Source organism: Anaerolineales bacterium, from assembly GCA_016928575.1.
GTDB lineage: Bacteria > Chloroflexota > Anaerolineae > Anaerolineales > RBG-16-64-43 > JAFGKK01.
Map to the genome: position 1 here is coordinate 1 of JAFGKK010000131.1, position 23,123 is coordinate 23,123.

At 65.1% G+C, this 23,123-nt stretch carries 19 protein-coding genes and 1 tRNA gene; 10 read left to right on the forward strand and 10 right to left on the reverse strand.

Annotation, left to right across the window (positions count from 1 at the left end; all coding sequences use genetic code 11):
* Window positions 1–246 precede the first annotated feature (246 nt).
* Window positions 247–1,386: a metallophosphoesterase gene (locus JW929_15615; protein ID MBN1440835.1), complete on the reverse strand. Its 1,140-nt coding sequence runs from the start codon at window positions 1,384–1,386 to the stop codon at window positions 247–249.
* A 98-nt stretch (window positions 1,387–1,484) separates the two neighbouring features.
* Between JW929_15615 and JW929_15620 the strand changes: the two genes are divergently transcribed.
* The 4 genes from JW929_15620 to rimO all read left to right on the forward strand — a co-directional run bounded on the left by JW929_15620 (window position 1,485) and on the right by rimO (window position 6,273).
* A complete protein-coding gene (locus JW929_15620) occupies window positions 1,485–2,834 on the forward strand; it encodes a beta-glucosidase (protein MBN1440836.1) in 1,350 nt (449 codons plus the stop codon).
* Window positions 2,835–3,138: 304 nt separating this feature from the next.
* Window positions 3,139–3,741 (forward strand): 50S ribosomal protein L9, encoded by a 603-nt coding sequence (locus JW929_15625; protein ID MBN1440837.1) that lies wholly within the window; start codon window positions 3,139–3,141, stop codon window positions 3,739–3,741.
* Window positions 3,742–3,814: 73 nt separating this feature from the next.
* The gene (locus JW929_15630; GenBank protein MBN1440838.1) at window positions 3,815–4,885 is read left to right on the forward strand and encodes a helix-turn-helix domain-containing protein; all 1,071 of its coding nucleotides are present in this window, start codon (window positions 3,815–3,817) and stop codon (window positions 4,883–4,885) included.
* Window positions 4,885–6,273, forward strand: coding sequence for a 30S ribosomal protein S12 methylthiotransferase RimO (gene rimO / locus JW929_15635; GenBank protein MBN1440839.1), 1,389 nt, complete (start codon window positions 4,885–4,887; stop codon window positions 6,271–6,273). Before JW929_15630 ends, rimO begins: the two co-directional genes overlap by 1 nt.
* A gap of 4 nt (window positions 6,274–6,277) precedes the next feature.
* Here the strand turns inward: rimO and JW929_15640 are convergent, their stop codons facing one another.
* A complete protein-coding gene (locus tag JW929_15640; GenBank protein MBN1440840.1) occupies window positions 6,278–6,649 on the reverse strand; it encodes a DUF1232 domain-containing protein in 372 nt (123 codons plus the stop codon).
* A gap of 191 nt (window positions 6,650–6,840) precedes the next feature.
* Between JW929_15640 and JW929_15645 the strand changes: the two genes are divergently transcribed.
* Window positions 6,841–7,335, forward strand: coding sequence for a metallophosphoesterase (locus JW929_15645; protein ID MBN1440841.1), 495 nt, complete (start codon window positions 6,841–6,843; stop codon window positions 7,333–7,335).
* 9 nt (window positions 7,336–7,344) lie between these two features.
* Here JW929_15645 and JW929_15650 read toward each other — a convergent pair.
* Window positions 7,345–7,416: transfer RNA gene (locus tag JW929_15650), tRNA-Arg, on the reverse strand.
* Between the two features lie 134 nt (window positions 7,417–7,550).
* On the opposite strand from JW929_15650, the gene JW929_15655 reads away from it, so the two are divergent.
* The 3 genes from JW929_15655 to JW929_15665 all read left to right on the forward strand — a co-directional run bounded on the left by JW929_15655 (window position 7,551) and on the right by JW929_15665 (window position 9,026).
* On the forward strand, window positions 7,551–7,748 hold the full coding sequence (locus JW929_15655; protein ID MBN1440842.1) for a hypothetical protein: 198 nt from the start codon (window positions 7,551–7,553) through the stop codon (window positions 7,746–7,748).
* Window positions 7,749–7,782: 34 nt separating this feature from the next.
* On the forward strand, window positions 7,783–8,637 hold the full coding sequence (locus JW929_15660; protein MBN1440843.1) for a PIG-L family deacetylase: 855 nt from the start codon (window positions 7,783–7,785) through the stop codon (window positions 8,635–8,637).
* Between the two features lie 176 nt (window positions 8,638–8,813).
* Entirely contained in the window at window positions 8,814–9,026 is a 213-nt protein-coding gene (locus tag JW929_15665) for a cold-shock protein (GenBank protein ID MBN1440844.1), read from the forward strand.
* A 211-nt stretch (window positions 9,027–9,237) separates the two neighbouring features.
* Here JW929_15665 and JW929_15670 read toward each other — a convergent pair whose 3' ends face one another.
* From JW929_15670 to JW929_15690, 5 genes are all read right to left on the reverse strand, one after another.
* Entirely contained in the window at window positions 9,238–11,832 is a 2,595-nt protein-coding gene (locus tag JW929_15670; protein MBN1440845.1) for a phenylalanine--tRNA ligase subunit beta, read from the reverse strand.
* A gap of 175 nt (window positions 11,833–12,007) precedes the next feature.
* Window positions 12,008–13,033, reverse strand: a complete 1,026-nt coding sequence (pheS, locus tag JW929_15675; GenBank protein MBN1440846.1) for a phenylalanine--tRNA ligase subunit alpha — start codon at window positions 13,031–13,033, stop codon at window positions 12,008–12,010.
* Between the two features lie 820 nt (window positions 13,034–13,853).
* Entirely contained in the window at window positions 13,854–15,671 is a 1,818-nt protein-coding gene (locus JW929_15680; protein MBN1440847.1) for an ABC transporter ATP-binding protein, read from the reverse strand.
* Window positions 15,672–15,745: 74 nt separating this feature from the next.
* Entirely contained in the window at window positions 15,746–17,986 is a 2,241-nt protein-coding gene (locus JW929_15685; protein ID MBN1440848.1) for an ABC transporter ATP-binding protein, read from the reverse strand.
* Window positions 17,987–18,031: 45 nt separating this feature from the next.
* Window positions 18,032–18,490 carry a winged helix DNA-binding protein gene (locus JW929_15690; GenBank protein ID MBN1440849.1) on the reverse strand — a complete coding sequence of 153 codons (459 nt, stop codon included), beginning with the start codon at window positions 18,488–18,490 and terminating at the stop codon, window positions 18,032–18,034.
* Window positions 18,491–18,715: 225 nt separating this feature from the next.
* Between JW929_15690 and rfbB the strand changes: the two genes are divergently transcribed.
* Both rfbB and rfbA read left to right on the forward strand, forming a co-directional pair.
* Window positions 18,716–19,795, forward strand: a complete 1,080-nt coding sequence (rfbB, locus tag JW929_15695; protein ID MBN1440850.1) for a dTDP-glucose 4,6-dehydratase — start codon at window positions 18,716–18,718, stop codon at window positions 19,793–19,795.
* On the forward strand, window positions 19,792–20,667 hold the full coding sequence (rfbA, locus tag JW929_15700; GenBank protein MBN1440851.1) for a glucose-1-phosphate thymidylyltransferase RfbA: 876 nt from the start codon (window positions 19,792–19,794) through the stop codon (window positions 20,665–20,667). The genes rfbB and rfbA overlap by 4 nt, the downstream gene beginning before the upstream one ends.
* A gap of 360 nt (window positions 20,668–21,027) precedes the next feature.
* On the opposite strand, the gene JW929_15705 is transcribed toward rfbA, so the two are convergent.
* Complete coding sequence (locus JW929_15705) at window positions 21,028–22,119, reverse strand: DegT/DnrJ/EryC1/StrS family aminotransferase (GenBank protein ID MBN1440852.1); 1,092 nt, start codon at window positions 22,117–22,119, stop codon at window positions 21,028–21,030.
* 7 nt (window positions 22,120–22,126) lie between these two features.
* The gene (locus JW929_15710; protein MBN1440853.1) at window positions 22,127–23,122 is read right to left on the reverse strand and encodes an NAD-dependent epimerase/dehydratase family protein; all 996 of its coding nucleotides are present in this window, start codon (window positions 23,120–23,122) and stop codon (window positions 22,127–22,129) included.
* Window position 23,123 lies beyond the last annotated feature (1 nt).

Sequence of the window (23,123 nt, forward strand, 5' to 3'; positions counted from 1 at the left end):
GAGGAGCCTGTCCGCGAACGTAGAGAGCAGGGGGAGGTGGGATGGGATGGCAAAAAGGCATCCGCCAACCGGGAAGGGAGGAGCCTGTCCGCGAACGTAGAGAGCAGGGGGAGGTGGGATGGCAAGAAGGTCCCCGAGTCATGGAATCGCAGGAGAGAGGGGGAGGCAGAGACCGGGGGGCAGGACCGAGAGCGGCAATGTAGAAAGTTTTATTTGGATAGAACGGAATGGAATGGAAGCGTTAGCTTATTCCGTCCCGCCGATTTCCCACAAAATGACCTCCGGCGGGCAGAGGAAGCGGACGCGCGGCGCGCCCATCCCCTCCATGCCGATGCCGCGGCTGACGTAGAGGGTCATTTCCTCGAGCAGGTAGCGCCCGGCTTCGAACCGTTTGCCGTACAGCGAGGAGGTGTAGACCGCGCCCAGCATGGGAATGCGGATCTGCCCGCCGTGCGTGTGGCCGCTGAGCATTAAATCCACGCCGGCCAAGGAGGCTTCCGGGGCGAGGTCGGGCGAATGGTAGAGCAGAATGGTAAAGCGTTCCGGTGGACGGCCGCCCAGCAGGGAAAGCATCCGCGGCCCGTCGAGGTACGGCCGGTGGGTGCAATCCAGGCCGATCAGGTCGATTTCGGCGCCGTCGCGGCGCAGGGTCACCTTCTCCCCGTGTAGGCAACGGATGTGGGAATAACCCTCGAGCAGGTGCGGCAAAACCTCAGGAAGGTCCACCGGCGGACTCCCGGAAACGGCGTACGTCCCGAGCGGCGCCCGCCACTCGGCGATCAACGCGCGGGCGTCGGCCCAGGCTTCGGGATCCAGCGTGAAGGAGAGGTTCAGAAAATCTCCGGAAAAGAGAATCAGATCGGGGCGCAGGTTGCGGATCAGGTTCTGCAGTTCCCGTTCGCGCCGGGTGATGCGTTCCAGGTGCAGGTCGGCCAGGTGGAGGATTCTCAGCGGCGGCCCGGGCGGCAGTTGAGGGCTCCGCAATACCTGGCGCGAAAGGGTGATGCGGTGCGGCTCGATCCAATAGGCATACAGGGCCAGCAGGGTTCCCGCGCCTTGGAAAAACAGGAACCAAGGGGAGGGGAGGTAGGCAAACGGCAGGCGCAGGAGGGCCATCAGGAAGGCCGGCGGCTTCGCGGGGCCGAAGGATTTTTTCGATCCTGGAAGCGCTGCGATCAGCGCCCAATCCGCCAGGAAGAAGCCGAGCAGAACCGCCGCCCGGGTCCACGATCCCCGGCTGGGGATGACCGCCGTGACCAGCAGGAGCACCGCGAAAGCCGGCCAAGGCAGGCGTTCGATCCGCTCGGCGAGTTCGATCAGGATGTGGAACGGCCCGCCGGTTGTTCCCGGGAACCATTTGCGTTCGGAAAAATCGTGTGTGCGCATCGGCGTCCATTCTACCAAGGGTCGAGGGGGGTTGTATAATCGGTTTCGGCGCGTCTCGGGAGCGGACGATCGGCAGGGGGCGTTCGTCGGGAGGCATTATGGCGCGATTGCTGTTTCCGGAAGGTTTCCTCTGGGGGGCGGCGACGGCCGCGTATCAGATCGAAGGCGCTTGGAACAGGGACGGCAAAGGGGAAAGCATCTGGGACCGGTTCACGCACCGGCCGAACCGGATCCGCCGCGGCGATACGGGCGACGTCGCCTGCGATCATTACCGGCGGATGCCGCAAGACGTCGCGCTGATCCGCTCGCTCGGGCTGCAGTCGTATCGGTTCTCCGTCGCCTGGACGCGCGTGCTTCCCCGGGGCAAGGGGAAGGTCAATCCCAAGGGGCTGGGTTTCTACGACCGCCTGGTCGACAAGCTCCTCGAGGCCGGGATCGTTCCCAACGCAACCCTCAATCATTGGGATTTTCCGCAGGCGCTGGAGGATCTGGGCGGCTGGCCGGATCGGCGCAGCGCGGATTGGTTCACGGACTACGCGCGGGTCGTGTTTGAAAAGCTCGGCGACCGGGTGGCGATGTGGGCGACCCACAACGAACCCTACATCGTCGCCATCCTCGGCTACGCCACCGGGGATTTCGCGCCGGGAATGGCGGATTGGAACGCGGGGATCCGCGCGGCGCACCATCTGCTCCTGGCCCACGGCCAGACAGTGGATCTTTTCCGGCAAATGGGCTGCCAGGGGAAAATCGGAATCGTCCTCGACCATCCCTGGTACATCCCGGCCTCCCCCGCCGCGGAGGACGCCGCCGCCTGCCGGAGGGCTTTCGACGCCGCCCAGCGGATTTTCCTCGAAGCGGTTTTCCACGGCCGCTATCCGGAATTGCTCGCGACGTGGAGCAAATCGCTTCTCCCGCCGGTCCAACCCGGGGATCTGAAGCAGATCGCGCGCCCGATCGACTTCCTGGGGATCAACCACTACAGTACGGTGGCGGTCGGGCAGTCCAGCCGCGGAGGGTTTCTGAAAACCTCCCACGAAGAGGTCAGTTCGCCGGCGATGGGGAAAACCGCCGTCGGCTGGGGAATTTACCCGCCGGGCTTGACCGCCGTGCTGGAAAACCTGCGTGACCGCTACGGCAATCCGCCGGTTTACATCACCGAAAACGGGGCGGCCTTGGCCGATACGCCGGATTCGAGGGGATTCGTCGAGGATTGGGGGCGGGTGGATTTTCTGCGCGGATACCTGCGCGCGGTTCACCGCGCCGTCGCGGCGGGATGCGACGTGCGCGGGTATTACGTCTGGAGCCTGATGGACAACTTTGAATGGGCGCAGGGCTACGATCCGCGGTTCGGGATCGTCCGGGTGGACTACAAAACCCAGAAACGCACTCCCAAACGGAGCGCGTTGTGGTACCGGGAAGTGATCGAACGGAACGGTTTGGACGAGTAGGGGGCGACCCGCCGGATCGCTCCTGCTGTTCCATTCCATCCTTCCTCCCCCGGATGAATCATCTCATTGGGATGAGATCCTTACCCCTCCCTCCTTCCCGTATCACGGGAAGGAGGGAGGGGCGAATTAACCCCTTGGAGGCCCAAAGGATCGGTGGGGGAGGATGGATGGGATGGTTGTCCGCCGTTTCCGCCCTACCAGGTAGAAGAAAATGGAGGTTTGACCTTCGCGCCCTCTCTCTGGTAAAATCCGCCCCCGGCGTTGTACCCTTCGCCGATCCGCCAGGGGCGCTGAGGGAAACCGGATGGGCGCGGAGGAAAACCCCTTCCGCTCCGCGGCCTTGCCGGCCCCCATCGCACTCTTGGCGGAGAATTCCACTCCACGAAAGGGCTTGACGATGAAAGTGCTTCTCCTCAAGGACGTCTACAAACTGGGCCGCGCGGGGGACGTGAAGAAAGTGGCCGACGGCTACGGCCGCAATTTCCTCCTGCCGCAAAAACTGGCGATGCTGGCCACGCCCGGCGCCGTGAAGCAGGCGGAGAAGATCCGCCAGGCGGCGCTGGCCGAACGCACGCGGCTTAACCAGGAGATGGGTTTGGTCGCGGAAAAACTTCAGGCAGCCACCCTCACCTTCCAGGCGCGCGCCGGCGAGACCGGACGGCTGTACGGATCGATCACCACCAGCGACATCGCCGCCGCGATCGAACGCGAGACCGGCATCCACATCGACCGCCGGCACATCGCCCACCAGCCGCTGCGCGAGTTGGGCGCCTTCAAGGTCGCCGTCCGCTTGACGGTCGACCTGATCCCCGAAATTTCGGTGGTGGTCAAGGGATTGGGCGAGGAGGGGGAGGCGGAGCCGGAACCGGAGCCGGAACCGGCGGCGCCCGCCGCTCCCGCGCCGTAGATCCGCCCTCTTCTACATCCTCCCCCGCGTGTCCGCAAGCGGAGGAGGCCGGAGGAGGGGGACGGCGGTCCTCATGGCCGATACCCTCGGAAGCCTGTTGCGTAAAAAGCGGGAATCCCTCGGCCTGACTCTCGAAAAAGTCGAGGGATTCACTCGCATCCGCGTTAAACATCTGCAGGCGATCGAATCCGACGACCTAAGCACGATCCCCTCGGTCGTGCAAGCCCGCGGCTTCATCCGCAATTACGCGGCCTTTTTGGGTTTTGATCCGGATGAGCTCGCCGGTCGGATCGGCGCAACCAAGTTGCGGCCGGAGAAATCCCGTCCGCCCGCCGTGCGGCCCAAGCCCGCCGGTGAGCCGTCCGCGGCGGCGGACCGGCCGGCCGCCCCAGGATCTCCGCCGGAGGCTGCTTCCGCCCGTCCGCATTCGCCGATCACCGCGCCGGTCGTTCCGCGCACCGCGGCCCGCGCCAAACCACGGCCTTCCGGCCGCGCGCGGCTGCGCATGGATATGCTCCTCGGCGCCGCGGTGACGCTGGTGGTCGTCGCGCTCTTGGGATGGGGGGGATACCATATCGCGCTGAGCGTGAGAGGCCCGGCGACCCCGACTCCTACCGCTCCGCCTGAAACCGCGCCCCCCGCCGAAGCTTCAGCCGCAAGCCTCGCCGCCCCGACCGACGCCGGAACCGCGGCGCCCGGATCCGGACCGGCCGGGACCGATACCGCCGCTCCGGAGACGGCCGAAACCGGCCCGGCGATCACCCCCGGCACGCTGTCAGTCTCCACGCCGTCGGCCACCACCGTTCCCACACCTTGGGGAGGCGTGTACACCGACGTACGGATCAACGTTATCGTTCTGCAACGGGCCTTTCTCGAAGTGGATGTCGACGGTGTGCGGAGGTTTTCCGGCCGGGTTCTGCCGGGGCAGTCTTACGATTTCATCGGCCGGCAGACGGTGAAGATCTCCACCGGCAACGGCGCCGCCATCCGGATCGTCTTCAACGGCGTCGATGAGGGCAAGATGGGCGGTTTCGGCGAAGTGGCATCGAAGACCTATACGCCGACCGGAGTCCTTGCGCCGACCGCCGCGCCCACGGCCACGCCGGCCGTCACGCCCACCCCGACTTCCACAAAGACCCCCTGATGCCCGTGCGGAAAAAATTCCATGTGCTGACGCTCGGCTGCCCCAAGAACGAGGTCGATTCGGATTCCATGGCGGCGCTGCTTTCGGCGGCGGGGTGGAAGGAAGCGCGCAATCCCGCTCGGGCGGATCTAGTGATCGTAAACACCTGCGGTTTCATCGAGCCGGCCCGCGCCGAATCGCTTGCCGCCCTCCGCGGATTGGCCGCCGCGAAGCGCCCCGGACGGCGGTTGATCGCGGCCGGGTGTCTTTCCCAACTCGCCGGAGAAGGATTGCTCCGCGATGTCCCCGGCCTCGACGGCGTCATCGGCACCCGGCGCTGGATGGATCTCCCGCTTCTCCTGGATCGATTGGACGCGCGCAAGGATGGCCGGCCGGTCCTGCACCTGCCGGCCGCGCCCACGGTGGGCGCCGACGAGCGCGGGGTGCTGCGCGCGGCGGTACGCGGAGCAAGCGCCTATCTGAAAATCGCCGACGGCTGCAACCGGGCCTGCGCCTTCTGCGCAATTCCGAGAATCAAAGGGCCGCCCGTCTCACGCCCCCGGCAACGGATCCTCGAGGAAGCGCGGATCCTGCAGGACGCCGGAATCCGCGAATTGATCCTGCTGGCGCAGGACACGACCGGCTACGGCCGCGACCTTGGGGAGCGCGACGGATTGCCCGGCCTCTTGGAAGACATCGCTTCCGCCGCGCCGCGCATCGACTGGATCCGGATCCTGTATGCGTTCCCGGGCGCGGTCACCCCGCGCCTGATCGAGGTCATGGCGTCGATCCCGCGGATCGTTCCGTACCTCGACATCCCCCTCCAGCACGCCCATCCCGGGATCCTGCGCCGGATGCACCGGCCGTCGGACGTGGATTGGGTGCGGCGCACGGTCGGGGAGATGCGCCGGCGCCTGCCGGACCTGGCCGTGCGCACCGCGTTCATCGTGGGCTTCCCCGGCGAGACGCCCGGACAATTCGACGTCCTGTTGGACTTCATGCGCGAGATGCAATTCGACCATGTCGGCTGTTTTCCATTTTTCCGCGAAGACGGGACTCCGGCCGCCTCCCTGGCCGACGATGTCCCGCCGGCCGAGAAGGAAAACCGCCGCAGTTGGCTGATGGCATTGCAGCAGGAGATTTCGGAGTCGAAAAACAAGGCTTGGATCGGGCGGAGCCTGGATGTCCTGATCGAGGGGCGGAAGCCGGGATTGGCCGTCGGCCGGTCGTTCCGCGACGCGCCCGAAGTGGACGGCTTGGTGTTCGTCGAGGGCGGATTCCCTCCGGGGGCGATGGCCCGAATCCGGGTGACCGGCGCACTGCCGTACGACCTGTTCGGCGTGGCGGAGGATGAAAAAGCGGCCGGCGCAAGGCGGCGGCCGCAGCGGAAGCGCGTTCGGCCGGATTGACCGGCTACTCCGGCTTTGGCGGAGCATCTCCGCCTTTTTCCTCTCCGGCTTTCCTCCAAGAGCCGTCGACCGTGTTTCCCGCCAGATTTTCCCAATGCTCCTTGACCACGTCATCCGGGCACAATTCCACGAACAGCCACAGGCTTCCGAGCAGAACCCCCAGATCGTCGATGGCTCCGACGACTAGGAACATCCATTCGCTCAGAAAATCAAACGGCACAATTAAATACACCAATCCCCCGAAGGGGATAAGTTTCAGCGGCAGGGGAACGCGCCGGTCCCACAACAGCCTCCAGACCAACCGGATGCGCAGGATCGTCTGCTTGATCACGTTGTTGCGCGAAGGTGCGGGTAGTGTCGGTGTGGGGTTGGACATGCGGTCTCTCCTGTTTTTAAATTATAACCTTAAAGGCATACGTTTTTTCAACGGATTGGATATCGCCTGCTTTTTTTTACGGTTTGCATACGGGGGATTTCCGCAGCGGGCGGGCGCCGGGGAGGCGATTCCCGGAGAGGCAAGTCGGGTACAATCCAACCGGAAAAGCCGAAAAAAGGAAAGGAGGGGCCATGCGGATTGCCGTCCTCAGCGATACGCACGATAATATTTGGAAGTTGGATTCCGCCATGCCGCACCTGGCGGAGGCCGACGCGATCCTGCATTGCGGCGACCTGTGTTCGCCGTTCGTCACCAAGCGCCTGATCGAGGGGGTCGGCGGCAAGCCGGTCCTGGTCGTGTGGGGCAACAACGACGGCGACAGGCGGGCGCACACGCTGGTCGCGGCCGGCGCCGCAAATGTCCGGTTCCTGGGGGAATTCGGCGACCTGACCCTCGACGGCTTGAAGATCGCGCTGGTCCACTATCCGGAAATCGCCCGGCCGCTCGCGGAATGCGGGAAGTACGATCTGGTGTGCTACGGACACGACCACAAGGCGAACGAGGAGCGCATCGGCCGGACGGTCCTTCTCAATCCGGGCGAGGTGCACGGTCTGTATGGACGCAGCACGATGGCGCTGTTCATGACCGGAACGAAAAAGGTGGCGATGGTGGAGCTGGGGAGTTAAAATACCAGGCGCCCCTGCGGCGACTCGAACGCCGGCATCCACCTCCGGAGGGTGGCGCTCTATCCACTGAGCTACAGGGGCGCTGATGCCGGAATTCTACCATAGCGCCCCGCCGGATTCCCCCGCTTCTCAGCCCCCCCGCGCCCCCCCCGCCGGACTTGCGGGGGAAGAGGGGATGGGCGGCGAAGTCGGGGAAGCGGCGGGAAGGAGATGGAATGCGCGCGAAAAAAATCGGATTGGCGGTCTGCGCCGTGTGTTTGGCGCTATCGGCGATGCTGACAGCGTGCGGCGGGGGAGGCGATGGCACCGCCACCCCGGGAAGCGGCGAGGAGCATTCACTGCCTTCGCCCCAACCGGGTTATCCGGCGGAGGGCGGCCTCCCGTCGCCCGAACCCGGGTATCCGCAGCCTTAGCGGCCGGTCCTTCGTAATAGCCCGGCGAGCCGCGGTGCCCGGAAGGAAGCGGTTGCTGGCGGTGTTCGCGCACCCGGACGATGAATCGTTCGGGGCGGGCGGAACGCTGGCGCTGTACGCCGCCCGCGGCGCGCAAGTGCACCTGATCTGCGCCACCCGCGGGGAGCTTGGAGAGGCGCCGCCGGACAGGCAAGGTTTTGCGACCGTCGCGGAAATGCGCGAGTCCGAACTCCATTGCGCGGGCCGGATCTTGGGATTGGCGGGCATTCATTTCCTGGGATACCGCGATTCCGGCATGCCGGGCGCGGCCGACAACCGCCATCCCCGGGCGCTGGCGGCCGCGCCGCGTTCCGAGGTTGCCCGCAATACGGCCGGCCTCATCCGTCAACTCCGGCCGCAGGTGATCGTCACCTTCGATCCGGTCGGGGGATACTTCCATCCGGACCATATCGCCGCCCATCGGGCGGCCGTCGACGCATTCTCCCTGGCGTCCGATCCGGCGGCCTTTCCCGGGGACGGGCCGCCCTATAGCCCCCAAAAGCTTTATTTCCATCTCCTCCCGCTTCGGTTGATCCGCTGGGCGGAACGCCTTCTGCGGTGGGTCGGGCGGGATCCAAGCCGTTTTGGCCGGAAGGGGGATATCGACCTGACCGCTCTGGCGAAGGTGTCGTTCCCGGTCCATGCCCGGATCGATATTCGACCGGCGCTGGCGGCCAAGCGCGAGGCGGCGGCCTGTCATGTCAGTCAGGGAGGCGGCGCGGCGGCCGGCCTGCCATTGGGGCTGGCGCGGGTGTTCGGCGCATCGGAAGCCTTCATGCGCGGCCGCCCCCAACCCCCTCCGTCGCGGATCGAGCGGGATCTGTTCGCCGGCGTGGACGAAGAACGTTGAGCGCGGACATCCTTCCCGCTTGACAGCCCCGAATTCGGGTGATACCATCCGAATTGCAAGCGCGGGACTGGGTACGCAGTGGCAACAAAGGCCGCACCGGAAAACCGCCGGGCGGCTTTTTTCATACCATCCCAACCCCCCGCGTTGCGGATTTCTCTTGCACCAGGAGGCAAGAAATGGCAGATCGTATCGTCGGTACCGTAAAGTGGTTCAATGCCACCAAGGGCTACGGCTTCATCGCCCGCGATGGCGGCGAGGACGTGTTCGTGCACTTTTCGGCGATCACAATGGAGGGATACAAGAAGCTGCACGAAGGCCAGAAGGTCGAGTTCGAAATCGAAACCGGCCCCAAGGGTCTTCAGGCGGCTCGGGTCACCCCGATGGAATAATTTCGTCCGACTGAAACCAACAAAACGGCCCGCACCGGCGGGCCGTTTTCTTTTTCCATGATCGTCATGCCCGCGTGTTTTTAGCGGGCATCCACTCCGAAATATCATGGATTCCCGCTTGGGCCACCCCCGCTTCGTATTCATCCCGGCTCATGAACCAGTTGCAAGCCGGGATACTCCGCGGGGGCAGGCGCGGGAATGACGGCAACCCCTACCGCCGCACCTTCCCGCCCAAATCCCCTTCCAATGCCTCGATGATTCGTCCGCGCAGTTCGGCCGCCTCGGCGTTCGAGAGGGTCTTGTCGGACGATTGGTAAGCCAGCGAAAAAGCCAGACTCTTCATGCCCGCCCCCGCCTGCTCGCCGCGGTAGACGTCGAACAGCCGGATTCGCTTCAACAGCCCGCCGCCCGCACTGCGGATGGTTTGGATCACCCGCCGGGCGGGCATCGCTTCCGGCACGGCGACGGCCAAGTCCTCGAGCACCGGCGGATAGTCGGAGATCGGCGCGATCGCGTAACGCTGCTGCAAGCCCGGCCGCAGAAGTTCGAACTCGAGTTCGGCCGCCAGGAGATCCCGCCCCGCCCATTCGTAGCGCGCGGCGGTTTGCGGATGCATTTGCCCCGCGACGCCGACCGGATGGCCGCCGAGGAGGATCTTGGCGCAGCGCCCAGGATGAAACCGCGGATCGGACGCCGATTCGAAGGCGATGCCGTCAAGGTGCAGGCCGGCGAACCATTCCTCGAGGATCCCTTTCAGGTCGTAAAAATCCATCGGCGTGCGGTCGGCGGGCCGCCAGTCCCCGTCCGTCCGCGGGCCGGCCATCACGATCGCCAGCTGGGCCGGTTCGTCCGGGAGCGGATTCGCGCCGGGAAGGTAGACCGGGCCGAGTTCGAACAGGGCGATCCGGTCGGTGTGGGCGGCGTTGCGGGCGGCGGTTTCCAGCACCGCCGCGAGCACCGAACGGCGCATCACGCAGCGTTCCGGGACGATCGGATTGGCAAGCCGGATGTATGCGGGATCCGGAGGTTTGCCGCCCGGCGGGTACATCCCGGCTTCGCGTTCGGGCGCCGTCAGATGGTAGGTCAGAACCTCCTGCAGTCCGAGGTCCACCAAGAGATCCCGGGCGGCTTCTTCCTGTTCCAAGGAGGTGTTCGAGCGCTGCTTGGGCAAGAGGTCCCCGATTTGCGCTTCGGGGATGCGGTCGTATCCGTAGATCCGCGCAATCTCCTCGATCAGGTCGGCTTGGCCGATCACGCCTTTTCCGATGTCGAGGCGGTGGTCGGGCGCGGCGACCTGCAGGGTGACGTCCTCGTCGGCGATCTTCCCCTTCCGTTTCCGGCGCGGGGCGGTTTCTTTCACCCGGCAGGAGAACTCCAGGCTTTCCAGGATTTGCGCCACCTTCTTGAGCGGGATGTGTATTCCGAGCAGGCGGCGGACCTCCTTTAACGGCAGATCCACGCGCACGATCGGCGCCTTTTTGGGGTAGGCGTCAACCACGTCGCGCGAGATGGCGCCCCCGCCGAGGGTGCGCATCAGTTCGGCGGCGCGCGAGAGTCCGCGCAGGGCGACCGCGGGGTGCACGCCGCGCGAGAAGCGGAAAGCGGCTTCCGAGGGCAGCTTTTGCGCGTCGACGGTCCGCCGGATGTTGATGTAATCCCAGGCGGCGGCTTCCAGCAGGATGTTCTTGGTTTCGTCGCGGACTTCGCTCTCCGCGCCGCCCATCACCCCGGCGATCGACAGCGCGCCCTTTTCGTCGCAGACCAAGACGGTGAATTCGTCGAGCCTGCGCTCCGCGCCGTCGAGCGTGGTCAGCGTTTCGCCCTGCTTGGCGGTGCGGGTGACGATCGTCACCGGCCCGCCGGCGCGCGCGGCGAGCGAATCCCAGTCGAAGGCGTGCAGGGGCTGGCCGGTCTCGAGCATCACATAGTTGGTGATGTCGACGATGTTGTTGATCGGGCGCATCCCCGCGCGGGTCAGCCGGCGCTGCATCCACTCCGGGCTGGGTCCGATCGACACCCCGCGGATGAGAACCGCGGTGAAGCGCGGATTGAGGTCCGGGTGTTCGATTCGGATCTTCAGCTGTTTGCGGAGGGATTCGCCCTCGGCCTTCATCCCGTAGGAAGGCGGCCGGAGCTTGCGGCCGGTGAGGGCGGCCACTTCGCGGGCGATTCCCACCAGGCAGGCGTTGCGGGCCATGTTGGGGTTGATCTTGACCGTGAAGATCACGTCGCCCAGGTAATCGGCGAGCGGCGCTCCAACCGGGGCGTCGTCGGAAAGAATCATCACGCCCTCGTGCGCCTCGGAAATCCCCAGCTCCTTCTCGGAGCAGATCATCGAATAGGATTCCACGCCGCGGATCTTCATCCGCGAGAGGGTGGCGAGCACCTGCCCCGGCTGGTGGCCGTCGTAGAGCACCGATCCCTCGCGGGCGTAGGCCACCTTGAGCGGCCGGGCGAGCGGTCCCTGGCCTTTGTAGGGGAACAGGTTCGGCGCGCCGGTGAGCACGGTGTGGATCGTCTGCCCGTCGTCGAGCCGGCACAGCACCAGGCGGTCGGCGTTCGGATGCGGCATCACCTCGAACACGCGGCCGACGACGATCTTCGACCGGTCCCAGGCCAGCCCCTTGGCTTTGGGGCCCGGCGCGTCGGCGGGCGGCAGCCCGTCGATGTGGCCGTTGTGCGGGGCTAGGCCGATGTATTCGACCGCCTCCACCTCCAGTCCGGCGAAGGTCAGCCGTTTGGCGAGTTCCTCGGGGGTGAGGTCGAAGTCGACGTATTCTTTCAGCCAGGAAAGAGGCACTCTCATGATCTGACTCCCTTATCCAATGGTTTCATCCGCTCTCGAAACAGACCACGGACCATAGACCGCGGACCATGGTCGGGGTTTTTACGGGATCCAATCTGCGCGTCCGGCGAAGCCAAACGGAGAGGAACCGACGGCTGTGGTCCACCATCCATGGTACATCGTCTCGGACGTCCAATCAGAACTGTTCCAAAAATCGAAGATCGTTGCCCCAGAAATAGCGGATGTCCTCGATCCCGTGGCGCAGCATGGCGATCCGCTCCGGCCCCATGCCGAAGGCGAAGCCGGAGACGGTTTTCGGATCGTACCCGCCGTTGCTCAGCACCGTCGGGTGGACCATCCCGGCGCCGAGGATTTCCAGCCAGCCGCTGTACTTGCACACCGGACAGCCCTTCCCGGCGCACAGGAAGCATTCGATGTCCATTTCCAGGCTGGGTTCGGTGAAGGGGAAGTGATCGGCGCGGAATTGGGTGCGCACGGTTTCGCCCCACATCCGGCGGGCGAAATCCGCCAGGGTCCCCTTCAGGTTGGCGAAGGTGATGCCGGGCCCCACCGCCAGGCCTTCCACCTGGTGGAATTGGATCTCCGAGCGCGCGGTGATCTGCTCGTAGCGGTAGCACATCCCGGGCAGAATCACCCGCACCGGTCCGGGCGCATACTCGCGCATCGCGTGGATCTGCCCCGGGCTGGTGTGGGTGCGCAGCAAGACGCCCGGATCGGTGGTGTAGAAGGTGTCCCACATGTCGCGCGCCGGGTGGTGGGGCGGGATGTTGAGCAGGGTGAAGTTGTACTCGTCGGATTCCACGTTCGGACTGCGGTAGACCTGGAATCCCATGTCGGCCCAGACGGCGTAGATCCGGCGCAGAACCTGCGAAGAAGGATGCAGGCGCCCGCGGCGGACGGGCCTGCCCGGCAGGGTGACGTCAAGCTGTTCGCTGTGCAGCGCGCGCTCCAGATCGGCCGCCTCGAGCGCTTGCCCGCGCCGCCCGTAGGCGGCCTCGAGCGCGCGTTTGATTTCGTTTCCGCGCTTGCCGGCCTGCGGCCGCTGCTCGGCGGGAAGTTTGCCCAGGTCGCCGAGGAAGGTCGAAAGCGGCGCGCTGCGGCCGAGGTGGGCCGTCTTCCACGCCGCGAGCGCGGCGGAATCCTTCACCGCTTCCAGCGCGGCCAGGGAGTCTTTTTCGATTGTTTCCAATTGTTCCAACATCATTCCTCCACCGAGGGTGTGCTTGATCGAAGGCGCCGTTTTTTGGTCCGTCTCTCTCCCGCATCCGGCCCCTCGCGGGCGGCGTACGGGGAGCGGCCTTTCCGCGGACGGCGCCGGGACGGGCTGCCCGGCGCGGGCCGGGAATTTAAAACAAAAACCCCGTCCGTCTCAGGGACGGGAGGAATTCCCGCGGTGCCACCCTGATTGCCCCGAACAAGGCGCGGGGCCGGCTCGTTCCGGCGCCCTGAGCGAAGCCAAGGGGACCGGCGTCCCGGATAACGGAGGGAATATCCGCTCCGGTCTACTTGGCCCGCGGCGACGCGGGCGGTTCAACCGGAGGGCTCGGGAGGGAACTTCGGCGGTTTCTTCCGGGAACGGATTCCAATCCCGGGATTCGTCCCGGGTCCGTTCTTTCCTGTCGGCGGCAGGCCGCCTACTCTTCTCCGTCGCTGCCTGTGCAACGGGGGGAATTATCCCCCAACGCAGTTTCCTGTCAAGAGAGTGGAAGGGGGCCGTCGTCCAAGGACGATCGAGCAAGGAAGCAGACCTTGGACGATGGACGATGGACCATGGAAAAACCGACGGCGGACCATGGGCGGTTGACGATGGGCCATGGAAAAACCGACTGCGGACCATGGGCGATAGACGATAGACGATGGACGATGGACCATTGCCGATTATTGAAAAGGAAGGTTGCGCGCGGCCGAAAGAAAAAGACCGCCTGGCGTCGAGGCGGTCTTTTTCTTTCGGCCGCGCAACAATCGTTTCCTTGCGATTCTCGACCATGGTCCATGGTCCGGCGTCCAGCGTCAGGGTTCCATCACTCCCTCTCCACCCGTTCGAACTGACTGTTGTAGAGTTCGGCGTAGACACCGCCCTGCGCCAGGAGCTGTTCGTGTTTTCCCTGCTCGACGATGTCGCCGGCCTTCATCACCAGGATCCAATCTGCGTCGCGGATGGTCGAAAGCCGGTGGGCGATGATGAAGCTGGTGCGGCCCTGCATCAGGGAGTCCATCGCCCGCTGGATCAGCTGTTCGGTGTGGGTGTCGACCGAACTCGTGGCCTCGTCGAGGATCAGGATCGCGGGGTCGGCCAGGATCGCGCGGGCGATCGTCATCAATTGCATCTGGCCCTGCGAGAGGTTGGTCGTCTCCTCGTTGACCATCGTGCGGTAGCCCTCGGGCTGGGTGCGGATGAAGTGGTCCGCGTGGGCGGCCTTGGCGGCGGCGATCACCTCGGCGTCGGTCGCGCCCTCCCGCCCGTAGCGGATGTTTTCCATCAGGGTCCCGTTGTAGAGCCAGGTATCCTGCAGCACCATCCCGAACAGGCAGCGCAGGCCGCCGCGGGCGAACTCGCGGATATCGTGCCCGTCGATCCGGATCGATCCGTCCGCGACGTCGTAGAAGCGCATCAGCAGCTTGACCATGGTGGTCTTGCCGGCGCCGGTCGGGCCGACGATGGCGATCTTCTGGCCGGGCTCGACGGTGGCGCAGAAGTCGTTGATGATGATTTTCTCGGGCAGGTAGCCGAAATGCACGTTCCGGAACTCCACCTTGCCCGACACCTTTTCCGGCTTCCAGGCCGGGACGGGATCGGGCGTTTCGTCGGCTTCGGCCAGAAACTGGAAGACCCGTTCGGCCGAGGCCGCCGTCTGCTGGAAGACGTTGGAGATGTTGGCGATCTGCATGATCGGCTGGGTGAAGTTGCGGACGTACTGGATGAAGGCCTGGATGTCGCCGACGGTGATGGTGTTGCGCGCCGCGAGGAACCCGCCCAGAATGCAGATCCCCACGTACCCGAGGTTGCCGACGAAGTTCATGATCGGGAACATCATCCCGGAGAGGAATTGGGATTTCCAAGCCGAATCGTACAGCGTGTCGTTGAGCCGGTCGAACTGGGCGACGCTCTTGGCTTCGCCGTTGAAGGCCTTCATCACGACGTGCCCGCCGAACATCTCCTCGATGTGGCCGTTGACGTGGCCGAGGTAATCCTGCTGGCGTTTGAAGAAGATCTGGGAGGCGCGGACGATCGCGGCGATGATGGCGAAGGAAATCGGCAGGATGGCCAGCGCCACCAGGGTCATCTGCCAGGAGATCGAAAGCATCATCGCCAGCACCCCGGCCAGGGTCGCCACCGAGGTGATGATCTGGGTCAGGCTCTGGTTGAGGGTCTGGCTGACGGTGTCGACGTCGTTGGTGACGCGCGAGAGGACCTCGCCGTGGTTGGTCCCGTCGAAGTAGCGCAGCGGCATACGGTTGATCTTCTCGGCGATGTCGCGGCGGAAGCGGTAGGTGATGTTCATCGAAATCCCGGACATGATCCAGCCCTGGATATACATGAACAGCGACGAGACCAGGTACAGCCCGAGGGTCAGGAGCAGGATGTCGCCGATGTAGCCGAAGTCGATCGAGCCGGTGCCGGAAATTTGGGCCAGCACGCCCTCGAACAGCTTGGTGGTGGCCTGGCCGAGGATCTTGGGGCCGGCGATGGAAAAGGCGGTCGAAGCGAGCGCGAACAGGATCACCGCCAGGATCGCGATCCGGTACTTCCCCAAGTACCCGATCAGCGTGGCCATCGTGCCGCGGAAATCGCGCGGCTTTTCGCCCTTCATCATCGCCATCGGGCCGCCGTGTCCCATCGGGCCGCGGCCGCCGAACGGGCCGCGCTGCGCGGCGGGGCCCATCGCCGGGCGGGAAGGTGCGGTCTGATCGGTCATGACAGTTCCTCCTTGCTCAATTGCGCCTCGGCGATGCCGCGGTAGACTTCGCAGTTTTTCAGCAGCTCGGCGTGGGTGCCTTTCCCGGCGATCCGGCCCTCATCGAGGACGACGATCTGTTCGGCATGCATGATCGTGGAAATGCGCTGGGTGACGAGGAGCAGGGTGCAGCCGGCCATCCGCTGCCGGAGCGCTTTGCGCAGCGCCGAGTCGGTCTTGAAATCCAGCGATGAGAAACTGTCGTCGAAGATGTAGATCGGCGCCTTCTTCACCAGGGCCCGGGCGATGGCCAGGCGCTGCTTCTGCCCGCCGGAGACGTTCGCGCCGCCCTGGGCTACTTCCGCCTCCAGCCCCGCCGGGTTGGCGGTGATGAACTCCTTGGCTTGGGCGATCTCGGCCGCCTGCAGAAGCTCCTCGTCGGACGCGTCCGGATCGGCGTAACACAGGTTGCTGCCGATCGTTCCGGAGAACAGGTTGCTTTTCTGCGGCACGTAACCGATTCGGCCGCGCAGGTCGCTCTGCGTCACCGCGCGGACGTCCACCCCGTCGATCAGGACCGCCCCGTCCGTGACTTCGTAGAAGCGCGGGATCAGGCTGACGATCGTGGATTTGCCCGAGCCGGTGGTGCCGATGAAGGCGGTGGTCTCGCCGGGCCGGGCGGTAAAGGAGATGTCGTGGAGCACGTCTTCCTCGGCGCCCGGGTAGCGGAAGCACACGTCGCGGAATTCGACCGTGCCGCGGAACGGCTCGGGGAAGCGCCGCGGGTTCTGCGGGTCGCGGATCGACGGCGCCGTGCCGAGCACGTCGGCGATCCGGTCGGCCGAGACGGCCGCGCGGGGCAGGATGATGAACATGATCGAGAGCATCAGGAAGGAGAAGACGATCTGCATCGCGTACTGCATGAAGGCCAGCATGTCGCCCACCTGCATCCGGGCTTCGGCCACTTGGTGCGCGCCGACCCAGATGATCAGCACCACCAGCCCGTTCATCACCATCATCATCACCGGCATCATCACCACCATGATCCGGTTGATGAACAGCAGAGTCCCGGTGACGTCCCGGTTGGCCTTGTCGAACCGCTCCTCCTCGAAAGCCTGCCGGTTGAAGGCGCGGATCACCATCATCCCGGAGAGGTTCTCGCGAACCACCAGGTTGAGCCGGTCGATCAGCTTCTGAATGCTCTGGAACTTGGGCAGGGCGACGGCGAAGACGGTGAGGATCAGGCCGAAGAGGACGATCACCGCCAGGGCGATGATCCACCACATGTCCGCGCTTTTCCCCACCGCGCGGATCACCCCGCCGATGCCGATGATCGGGGCGTAAAACACCATCCGGATCGTCATCAGCACCACCATCTGGATCTGGGTGACGTCGTTGGTGGAGCGGGTGATCAGCGAGGCGGTGGAAAATTGGTCGAATTCGGCGCTGGAAAAATCCTCCACCCGCGCGAAGACGTTGCGGCGCAGGTCGCGCGCAAATCCCGCCGCCGTTTGCGCCGAGAGGAACCCGACCGCAACGGTGCACGCGCCCGAGAGCAGGGTCAGGAGCAGCATCAGGATGCCGGTGTGGACGATGTAATCCGTCTGCAGTTTTTCCGTGTTCATTCCCAGCGCGGCGTATTCGTTCTTCACCGCCCCGACGGCCATTTGGGTGATCATGCTTTCCCCCAGGGAGGCGAATCGTTCGTTAATGGAGTCGCTGATCTGGGCGCGGGCGTCCGCCGGAAGCATGCGCAGCACGGTCCACAGGTCCATACCCGGCGGGATCCGCGAAACGTCCAGCCCGGAGGATTGCGCCATTGCGGCGGCTTGCTCCGGATCCTTCAGCAATTGCTCGATGGTGTACGTCACGAGCAGCCCCTTGCCCAGGATCGGATTGAGGTCCGCCGTTTCAGCGGCATCAATCCGGTTCAGGATGTAGACCGGGCCCTCGGCCAGGGCGGGATACTGCTTGAGGTATTCCCCGTATTCGGCCGAGGCGCCGTCGATCAGTGTGTAACTCGCGAGGACGCGCGTTGTTTCGTCGGCGGTGAGGAAGAGGGTCAGCCGGTCCATTTCGCTCTGCCGGATCGCCAGGGGGACGGCGTTCTCGATGCCGCCTTGCTGGATGCCGTTGTTGACGATCCTCGACATGTAATCCGGCAGGGCCAGGTCGGCGTTGGCTTGCAGGAACAGCAAGCCGACCGCGACCAGGATCAGCAGGGCGTAGGGCCGCAAATATTTTAGTAAACGGGTCATGGGTTGCTTTGTCTCCTTGAGTGCGCGCCCGTGCGGTGCCGTCCGTCAGGCGGCCGGCCGCCGGTCTCGTTCGAGCGAGGCGGCGTTCGCCAACAGCAGTTTAAGCGCCGCGGCGGCCTGGACCTGCTCCTGCGGGGAAAGGCGCTGTACCAGGCGGCGCAGCCAGTCCTGCCGGGCCTGGATCCCCTCGGCAAGGATCCTGCGCCCCTTGTCCGTTAGGGCGATCTGTTTGACCCGCCGGTCGTTCGGGTCTTCGGCGCGGCGGATCAGGTCCTGCTGAACCAGGCCTTCGAGCAGTTGGCTGGCTGCGGCGGCGGTGACGCTGAGCTCGCTGCTGATATCCCTTACGCTGCATTCGCCCCGGCGGATCCGGAAAAGTGCCCCGATTTGCTGCATCGATACGCCCTTCTCCCTGGAAAAGCGCAGCATGGTGCGCATCGAATTCCGCATCGATACGCCGGTCCATTCGTGCAACAGGTCCAGGCATTGCTCGCCGAGGGTCATTGTTCATCCTTTCTGAATAGTTAAAGGCGCGAAATAATAAAGCCGGCTTGGGGATACGTCAAGAGCATTATGGACCGGGATTGTGGAGAAGCGGTGTAGGTCCTTTGTAAAAAAACGATAAAACCGGCGGCGGACGGAGATTCGTGCCGCGGTCCCGGCGGCCGGAATCCGGGGAGACGCGATACAATCCTGGAACATGCCGCTGCCTGCGGCGGGGATTGATCCATGGCCATGCTGGTCACCGGCGGAGCCGGTTTCATCGGTTCGAATTTCATCCGGCGGGTGCTGAGCGCCGATCCGAAGGCGTGGATCGTCGATCTGGACTTGCTGACCTACGCCGGCACGGAAGAGAACCTGAAGGATCTGCCGGACGGGCAACGGCACTCCTTCGTCCGCGGCGACATCGGCGACCGCGCCCTGCTGGCCGATCTCCTGCGGCGCCATCGGATCGATACGATCGTCCACTTCGCGGCCGAGACGCACGTCGACCGTTCGCTCGCGGACCCCTCGCCCTTTTTCCGGACGAACGTCATGGGGACCCTGGCGCTGCTGGAGGCCGCGCGCGGATACTGGATCCGCGAGAAGCCGTTTCCGCTCGAGGCCGTGCGATTCCACCACATCTCAACCGACGAAGTGTTCGGATCGCTCTCGCCCGAGGATCCGCCGTTCAGCGAAACCTCGCCCTACGCCCCGTCCTCGCCCTACGCGGCCTCCAAGGCGGCCGCCGATCACCTCGTCCGGGCCTATTTCCGCTCGTACGGCCTGCCCGTGACGATTACTCATTGCTCGAACAACTACGGCCCGCGCCAATTCCCCGAAAAGCTCGTTGCCCTGACGATCGCCAATGCGTTGCGGGGGGAACCGATCCCCGTCTACGGCGACGGGGGCCAGATCCGCGATTGGCTCTACGTGGAGGATCACTGCGAGGCGGTCCGCGCGGTGCTGGCGCGGGGGAAGCCGGGGGCGATTTACCTGATCGGGGGCGGAAACCAGCTGACGAACCTCAGCCTGGTGGAGAAGGTCTGCGGCCTGATGGACGAACTGCTCCCCAAATCCGTCCACCGACCGCACGCCAAGTTGATCTCGCCTTTCGCCGACCGCCCCGGGCACGACCGCCGCTACGCGCTGGACGGCTCCAAGATCCAGCGGGAACTCGGCTGGTCATCCAGGGAGACTCTGGATTCCGGACTGCGGAAAACCGTGAAATGGTACCGCGCCAATCCGGCCTGGATGAGGGCGGTTCTCGGAAATCCCGGGCACCGCGAGTGGATCGCCGCGCACTACGGCCGCCGGGGAAACCGATGAAAGGGATCGTCCTGGCCGGAGGGCGCGGCACCCGCTTGTATCCCCTGACGAAGTCGGTCGGCAAACAGCTCTTGCCGGTGTACGACAAGCCGATGATCTATTATCCCCTTTCGATCCTGATGCTGGCGGGCATCCGCGAAATTCTGATCGTCAGTTCTGCCCGCGATCTTCCCGCCTTTCAGGGCTTGTTGGGCGACGGCCGGCAGTGGGGACTGCGTCTGCAATTCGCCGAGCAGCCGCAACCGCGCGGTTTGGCGGACGCGTTTCTGGCGGGGCGGGATTTTATCGCCGGCGAGCCGGTCTGCGTGGTCCTGGGCGACAGCATCTTCTACGGGGAGGGGTTGCAGGCCATCCTGCGTTCGGCGGCTGCGCTGACGGAGGGGGCGCTGATCTTCGCCTACCCGGTCAGGAATCCCGCCCGCTATGGGGTGGTGCAACTCGATTCGGCGGGAAAGGTCTTAACCATCGAGGAAAAACCCGACCGCCCGCGTTCCCGCTACGCCGTCACCGGATTGTATTTCTACGATTCCCAGGCGGCCGGGATCGCGGCCGGCCTCAAGCCTTCCGCGCGCGGTGAATTGGAGATCACCGACCTGAACCTGGCGTACCTGGCCCGGGGCCGGTTGAAGGCGGAGGTTCTCGGCCGGGGGATCGCCTGGCTGGACGCGGGGACCCAGGAGGACTTGTTGAACGCCGCCAAATTCATCCAAACCATCCAGGAGCGCCAGGGATTGATGATCTCCTGCCCCGAGGAGATCGCCTACCGGATGCGGTTTATCGGCCGCGAAGATCTCCGCCGGCTGACGGCCGCGATGGCGCGCAATCCGTACAGCGATTACCTTCTGAAATTATTGGAAGAAACCTCCCCGTGACGGGGGCGTGCGAACACCGCACAGAGAAAATAGGCATTTGCTCAGCCCTCCTCCCCGTCCGCCCTCCCGTCGCTCCGTAAGCCTGCCCGGGAGCATCCGTGTCCCCGGAGGAACAAATTCAAGAGCCTTTCCCGTCCAACAACGATGGAAAAATGGATGAAATTATTCGACCCCATCCCTCTTGAGAGAGGGGTTGGGAGAATGGATTCCGGAACGCCCGTCCCGGGTGTGGCCAGGGGCATTGACGGGAAGGTGGGACGAGGGGGAAAAGGGAATTTTTTTTTCAGCCGAGTAAAAAAACCTTCATCGGGGAGGGGGCAGACACATCTTGAAGAGGCCGTCCCATAAACGACGGCTTTTTTAAAACCCGTTGACCGCATCGATCACCGTGCGGATCTCATCCTCCCGCAAGCCCGGAAACATCGGCAGGCTGAGCACTTCCTGCGCCGCGCGTTCGGTCTCGGGCAGATCTCCGGGGGAGAGGTTGAGGTTTCGAAACCCGGGCTGGAGGTGAACCGGGCAAGGATAATGGATCGCGGTCCCGACGCCGTGCCGCGCGAGGTGCGCCCGCAGTGAATCCCGGCGCGGATGTCGGACGGTGAAGGTGTAATACACCGGCGCGGAATCCGGCGGCTCCGGCGGAAGCCGTAGGCCGGCGGAGGCCAGCCCCTTGCGGTAGACGCCCGCCAGTCTTCGGCGTTCCGCGTTCCAATCTTCGAGGCGGGCCAATTTCACCGAAAGGAGCGCGGCTTGGATTTCGTCCAGGCGGCTGTTAATCCCCTTGCCGCGGCAGATCCGATCCGCGTTCCAGCCGTATTGACGGATCGCGCGGGCCCGCTCGGCCAGGCCGTCGTCGTCGGTTACGACCGCTCCGCCGTCGCCGTAGGCGCCGAGGTTCTTGGTGGGGTAGAAACTGAAGGCGGCGGCGTTTCCCCAGGCGCCGACCCGTCGCCCGCGGTAGCGCGCCCCGGCGGCCTGGGCGCAATCCTCGATCAGCGCCAAATTGCGGCGCGCGGCGATGTCCAGCATCGGGCTGAGGTCCGCCGGCTGGCCGTAGAGGTGGACGGGCAGGATGGCGCGGGTGCGTTGGGTTAGCGCGGGTTCAATCCGCGCCGGATCCAGCGTTTGCCGCACCGGGTCGATGTCGGTCAGTACCGGCCGGGCGCCCGCCAGCTCCACCGCGGCCACCGTCGCCGCGGCGGTGTGGGCCACGGTGATCACCTCGTCCCCCGGGCCGATCCCGCACGCCAGCAACGCGATTTGAAGGGCTTCGGTTCCGGAGGCGACGCCGACCGCGTGCTTCGCCTCACAATACTGGGCGAAGGCTTTTTCGAAAGCCTCCACCTCCGGCCCGAGGATGAATTGTCCCCGCTCCCTCACCCGGGCGAAGGCCGCGTCGATCTCGGCGCGGATTCCTTCCTCCTGCCTTTGCAAAGCGACGACCGGGATCATCGCGCCCTCACCGATAATGCTCCCCATGGCGGCGGTAATATTCCAGAGTCTCGGTCAGCCCTCGGGGGAGGGGCGTGATCGGGTTCCAGCCCAATTCCGAACGGATCCGGACCAGGTCGGAGACGTAGGATCCGATCTCGATGTTCTTCCGCTCGGCCGGATAGGGGACAAGCCGGAACGCGCCGCTTCCGTGGCAGGCGATCATCGTTTTCGCCAGGTCCAGCAGGCGGACGGGCTCGCCGCCGCCCAGGTTGTACACCCGGCCGTCGGCCCCGGGGTGCAGGGAGGCGAGCAGCATCGCATCGGCCGCGTCGTCCACGTAGAGCAGATCGCGGACCGCACTCCCGTCTCCATAAACGGTGATCTCTTCCCCGTCGATCAGTTGCCGGACCCAAGCGCCGAGGAACGTTTTCATCTTGTCGCGGACCCGCATCCGGGGCCCGTAGACGTTGCTCAGGCGCAGGATGACCGGCCGCAAACCGTAGGCGCGGCGGTACAGGAGGTGGTACTGTTCGGCGGCCAGTTTATGGACCGCGTTCGCATCCGCCGGATGGAGCGGGTGGTCCTCGTCCACCGGCAGGTAGCGCGGCGGACCGTAGACCTGGCGGGTGCCGGCGAAGACGATCTTCGCCCGCGGATGGACTCGGCGGCACGCTTCGAGGAAGGCGAGCTGGCCGCGGACGTTGATCTCCATATCGGTCAGCGGATCCCGCATGCTGTCCAGATGGCCCACCAAGCCGGCCAGGTTGAAGATGCAATCCGTTTCCCGGATCAAATCGGCGGCTCCGCCGCCGTCCCGGATGTCGACCGGGCGGACCCGCAATCGGTCTTCGTATCCGGAGATGTTGAAGGGGTTTCCTCCGATTCCTGCCGGCAGCGGATCCATCAGGGTCACCTCGGCTCCGAGATCGGCCAGGCGCCGCGCGAGGTTGCTGCCGATGAACCCCAGCCCGCCGGTGATGAGGATCCGCCGGCCGGCGAAATCCTTCTCCACGGACGGCATG

Excerpts from the sequence above, each read along its gene's own strand:
- JW929_15615 (MBN1440835.1), bottom strand. The coding sequence starts at position 1,386 with ATGCGCACACACGATTTTTCCGAACGCAAATGGTTCCCGGGAACAACC.
- JW929_15620 (MBN1440836.1), top strand. The coding sequence starts at position 1,485 with ATGGCGCGATTGCTGTTTCCGGAAGGTTTCCTCTGGGGGGCGGCGACG.
- JW929_15625 (MBN1440837.1), top strand. The coding sequence starts at position 3,139 with ATGGGCGCGGAGGAAAACCCCTTCCGCTCCGCGGCCTTGCCGGCCCCC.
- JW929_15630 (MBN1440838.1), top strand. The coding sequence starts at position 3,815 with ATGGCCGATACCCTCGGAAGCCTGTTGCGTAAAAAGCGGGAATCCCTC.
- rimO (MBN1440839.1), top strand. The coding sequence starts at position 4,885 with ATGCCCGTGCGGAAAAAATTCCATGTGCTGACGCTCGGCTGCCCCAAG.
- JW929_15640 (MBN1440840.1), bottom strand. The coding sequence starts at position 6,649 with ATGTCCAACCCCACACCGACACTACCCGCACCTTCGCGCAACAACGTG.
- JW929_15645 (MBN1440841.1), top strand. The coding sequence starts at position 6,841 with ATGCGGATTGCCGTCCTCAGCGATACGCACGATAATATTTGGAAGTTG.
- JW929_15655 (MBN1440842.1), top strand. The coding sequence starts at position 7,551 with ATGCGCGCGAAAAAAATCGGATTGGCGGTCTGCGCCGTGTGTTTGGCG.
- JW929_15665 (MBN1440844.1), top strand. The coding sequence starts at position 8,814 with ATGGCAGATCGTATCGTCGGTACCGTAAAGTGGTTCAATGCCACCAAG.
- JW929_15670 (MBN1440845.1), bottom strand. The coding sequence starts at position 11,832 with ATGAGAGTGCCTCTTTCCTGGCTGAAAGAATACGTCGACTTCGACCTC.
- pheS (MBN1440846.1), bottom strand. The coding sequence starts at position 13,033 with ATGTTGGAACAATTGGAAACAATCGAAAAAGACTCCCTGGCCGCGCTG.
- JW929_15680 (MBN1440847.1), bottom strand. The coding sequence starts at position 15,671 with ATGGGACACGGCGGCCCGATGGCGATGATGAAGGGCGAAAAGCCGCGC.
- JW929_15685 (MBN1440848.1), bottom strand. The coding sequence starts at position 17,986 with ATGACCCGTTTACTAAAATATTTGCGGCCCTACGCCCTGCTGATCCTG.
- JW929_15690 (MBN1440849.1), bottom strand. The coding sequence starts at position 18,490 with ATGACCCTCGGCGAGCAATGCCTGGACCTGTTGCACGAATGGACCGGC.
- rfbB (MBN1440850.1), top strand. The coding sequence starts at position 18,716 with ATGGCCATGCTGGTCACCGGCGGAGCCGGTTTCATCGGTTCGAATTTC.
- rfbA (MBN1440851.1), top strand. The coding sequence starts at position 19,792 with ATGAAAGGGATCGTCCTGGCCGGAGGGCGCGGCACCCGCTTGTATCCC.
- JW929_15705 (MBN1440852.1), bottom strand. The coding sequence starts at position 22,119 with ATGATCCCGGTCGTCGCTTTGCAAAGGCAGGAGGAAGGAATCCGCGCC.
- JW929_15710 (MBN1440853.1), bottom strand. The coding sequence starts at position 23,122 with ATGCCGTCCGTGGAGAAGGATTTCGCCGGCCGGCGGATCCTCATCACC.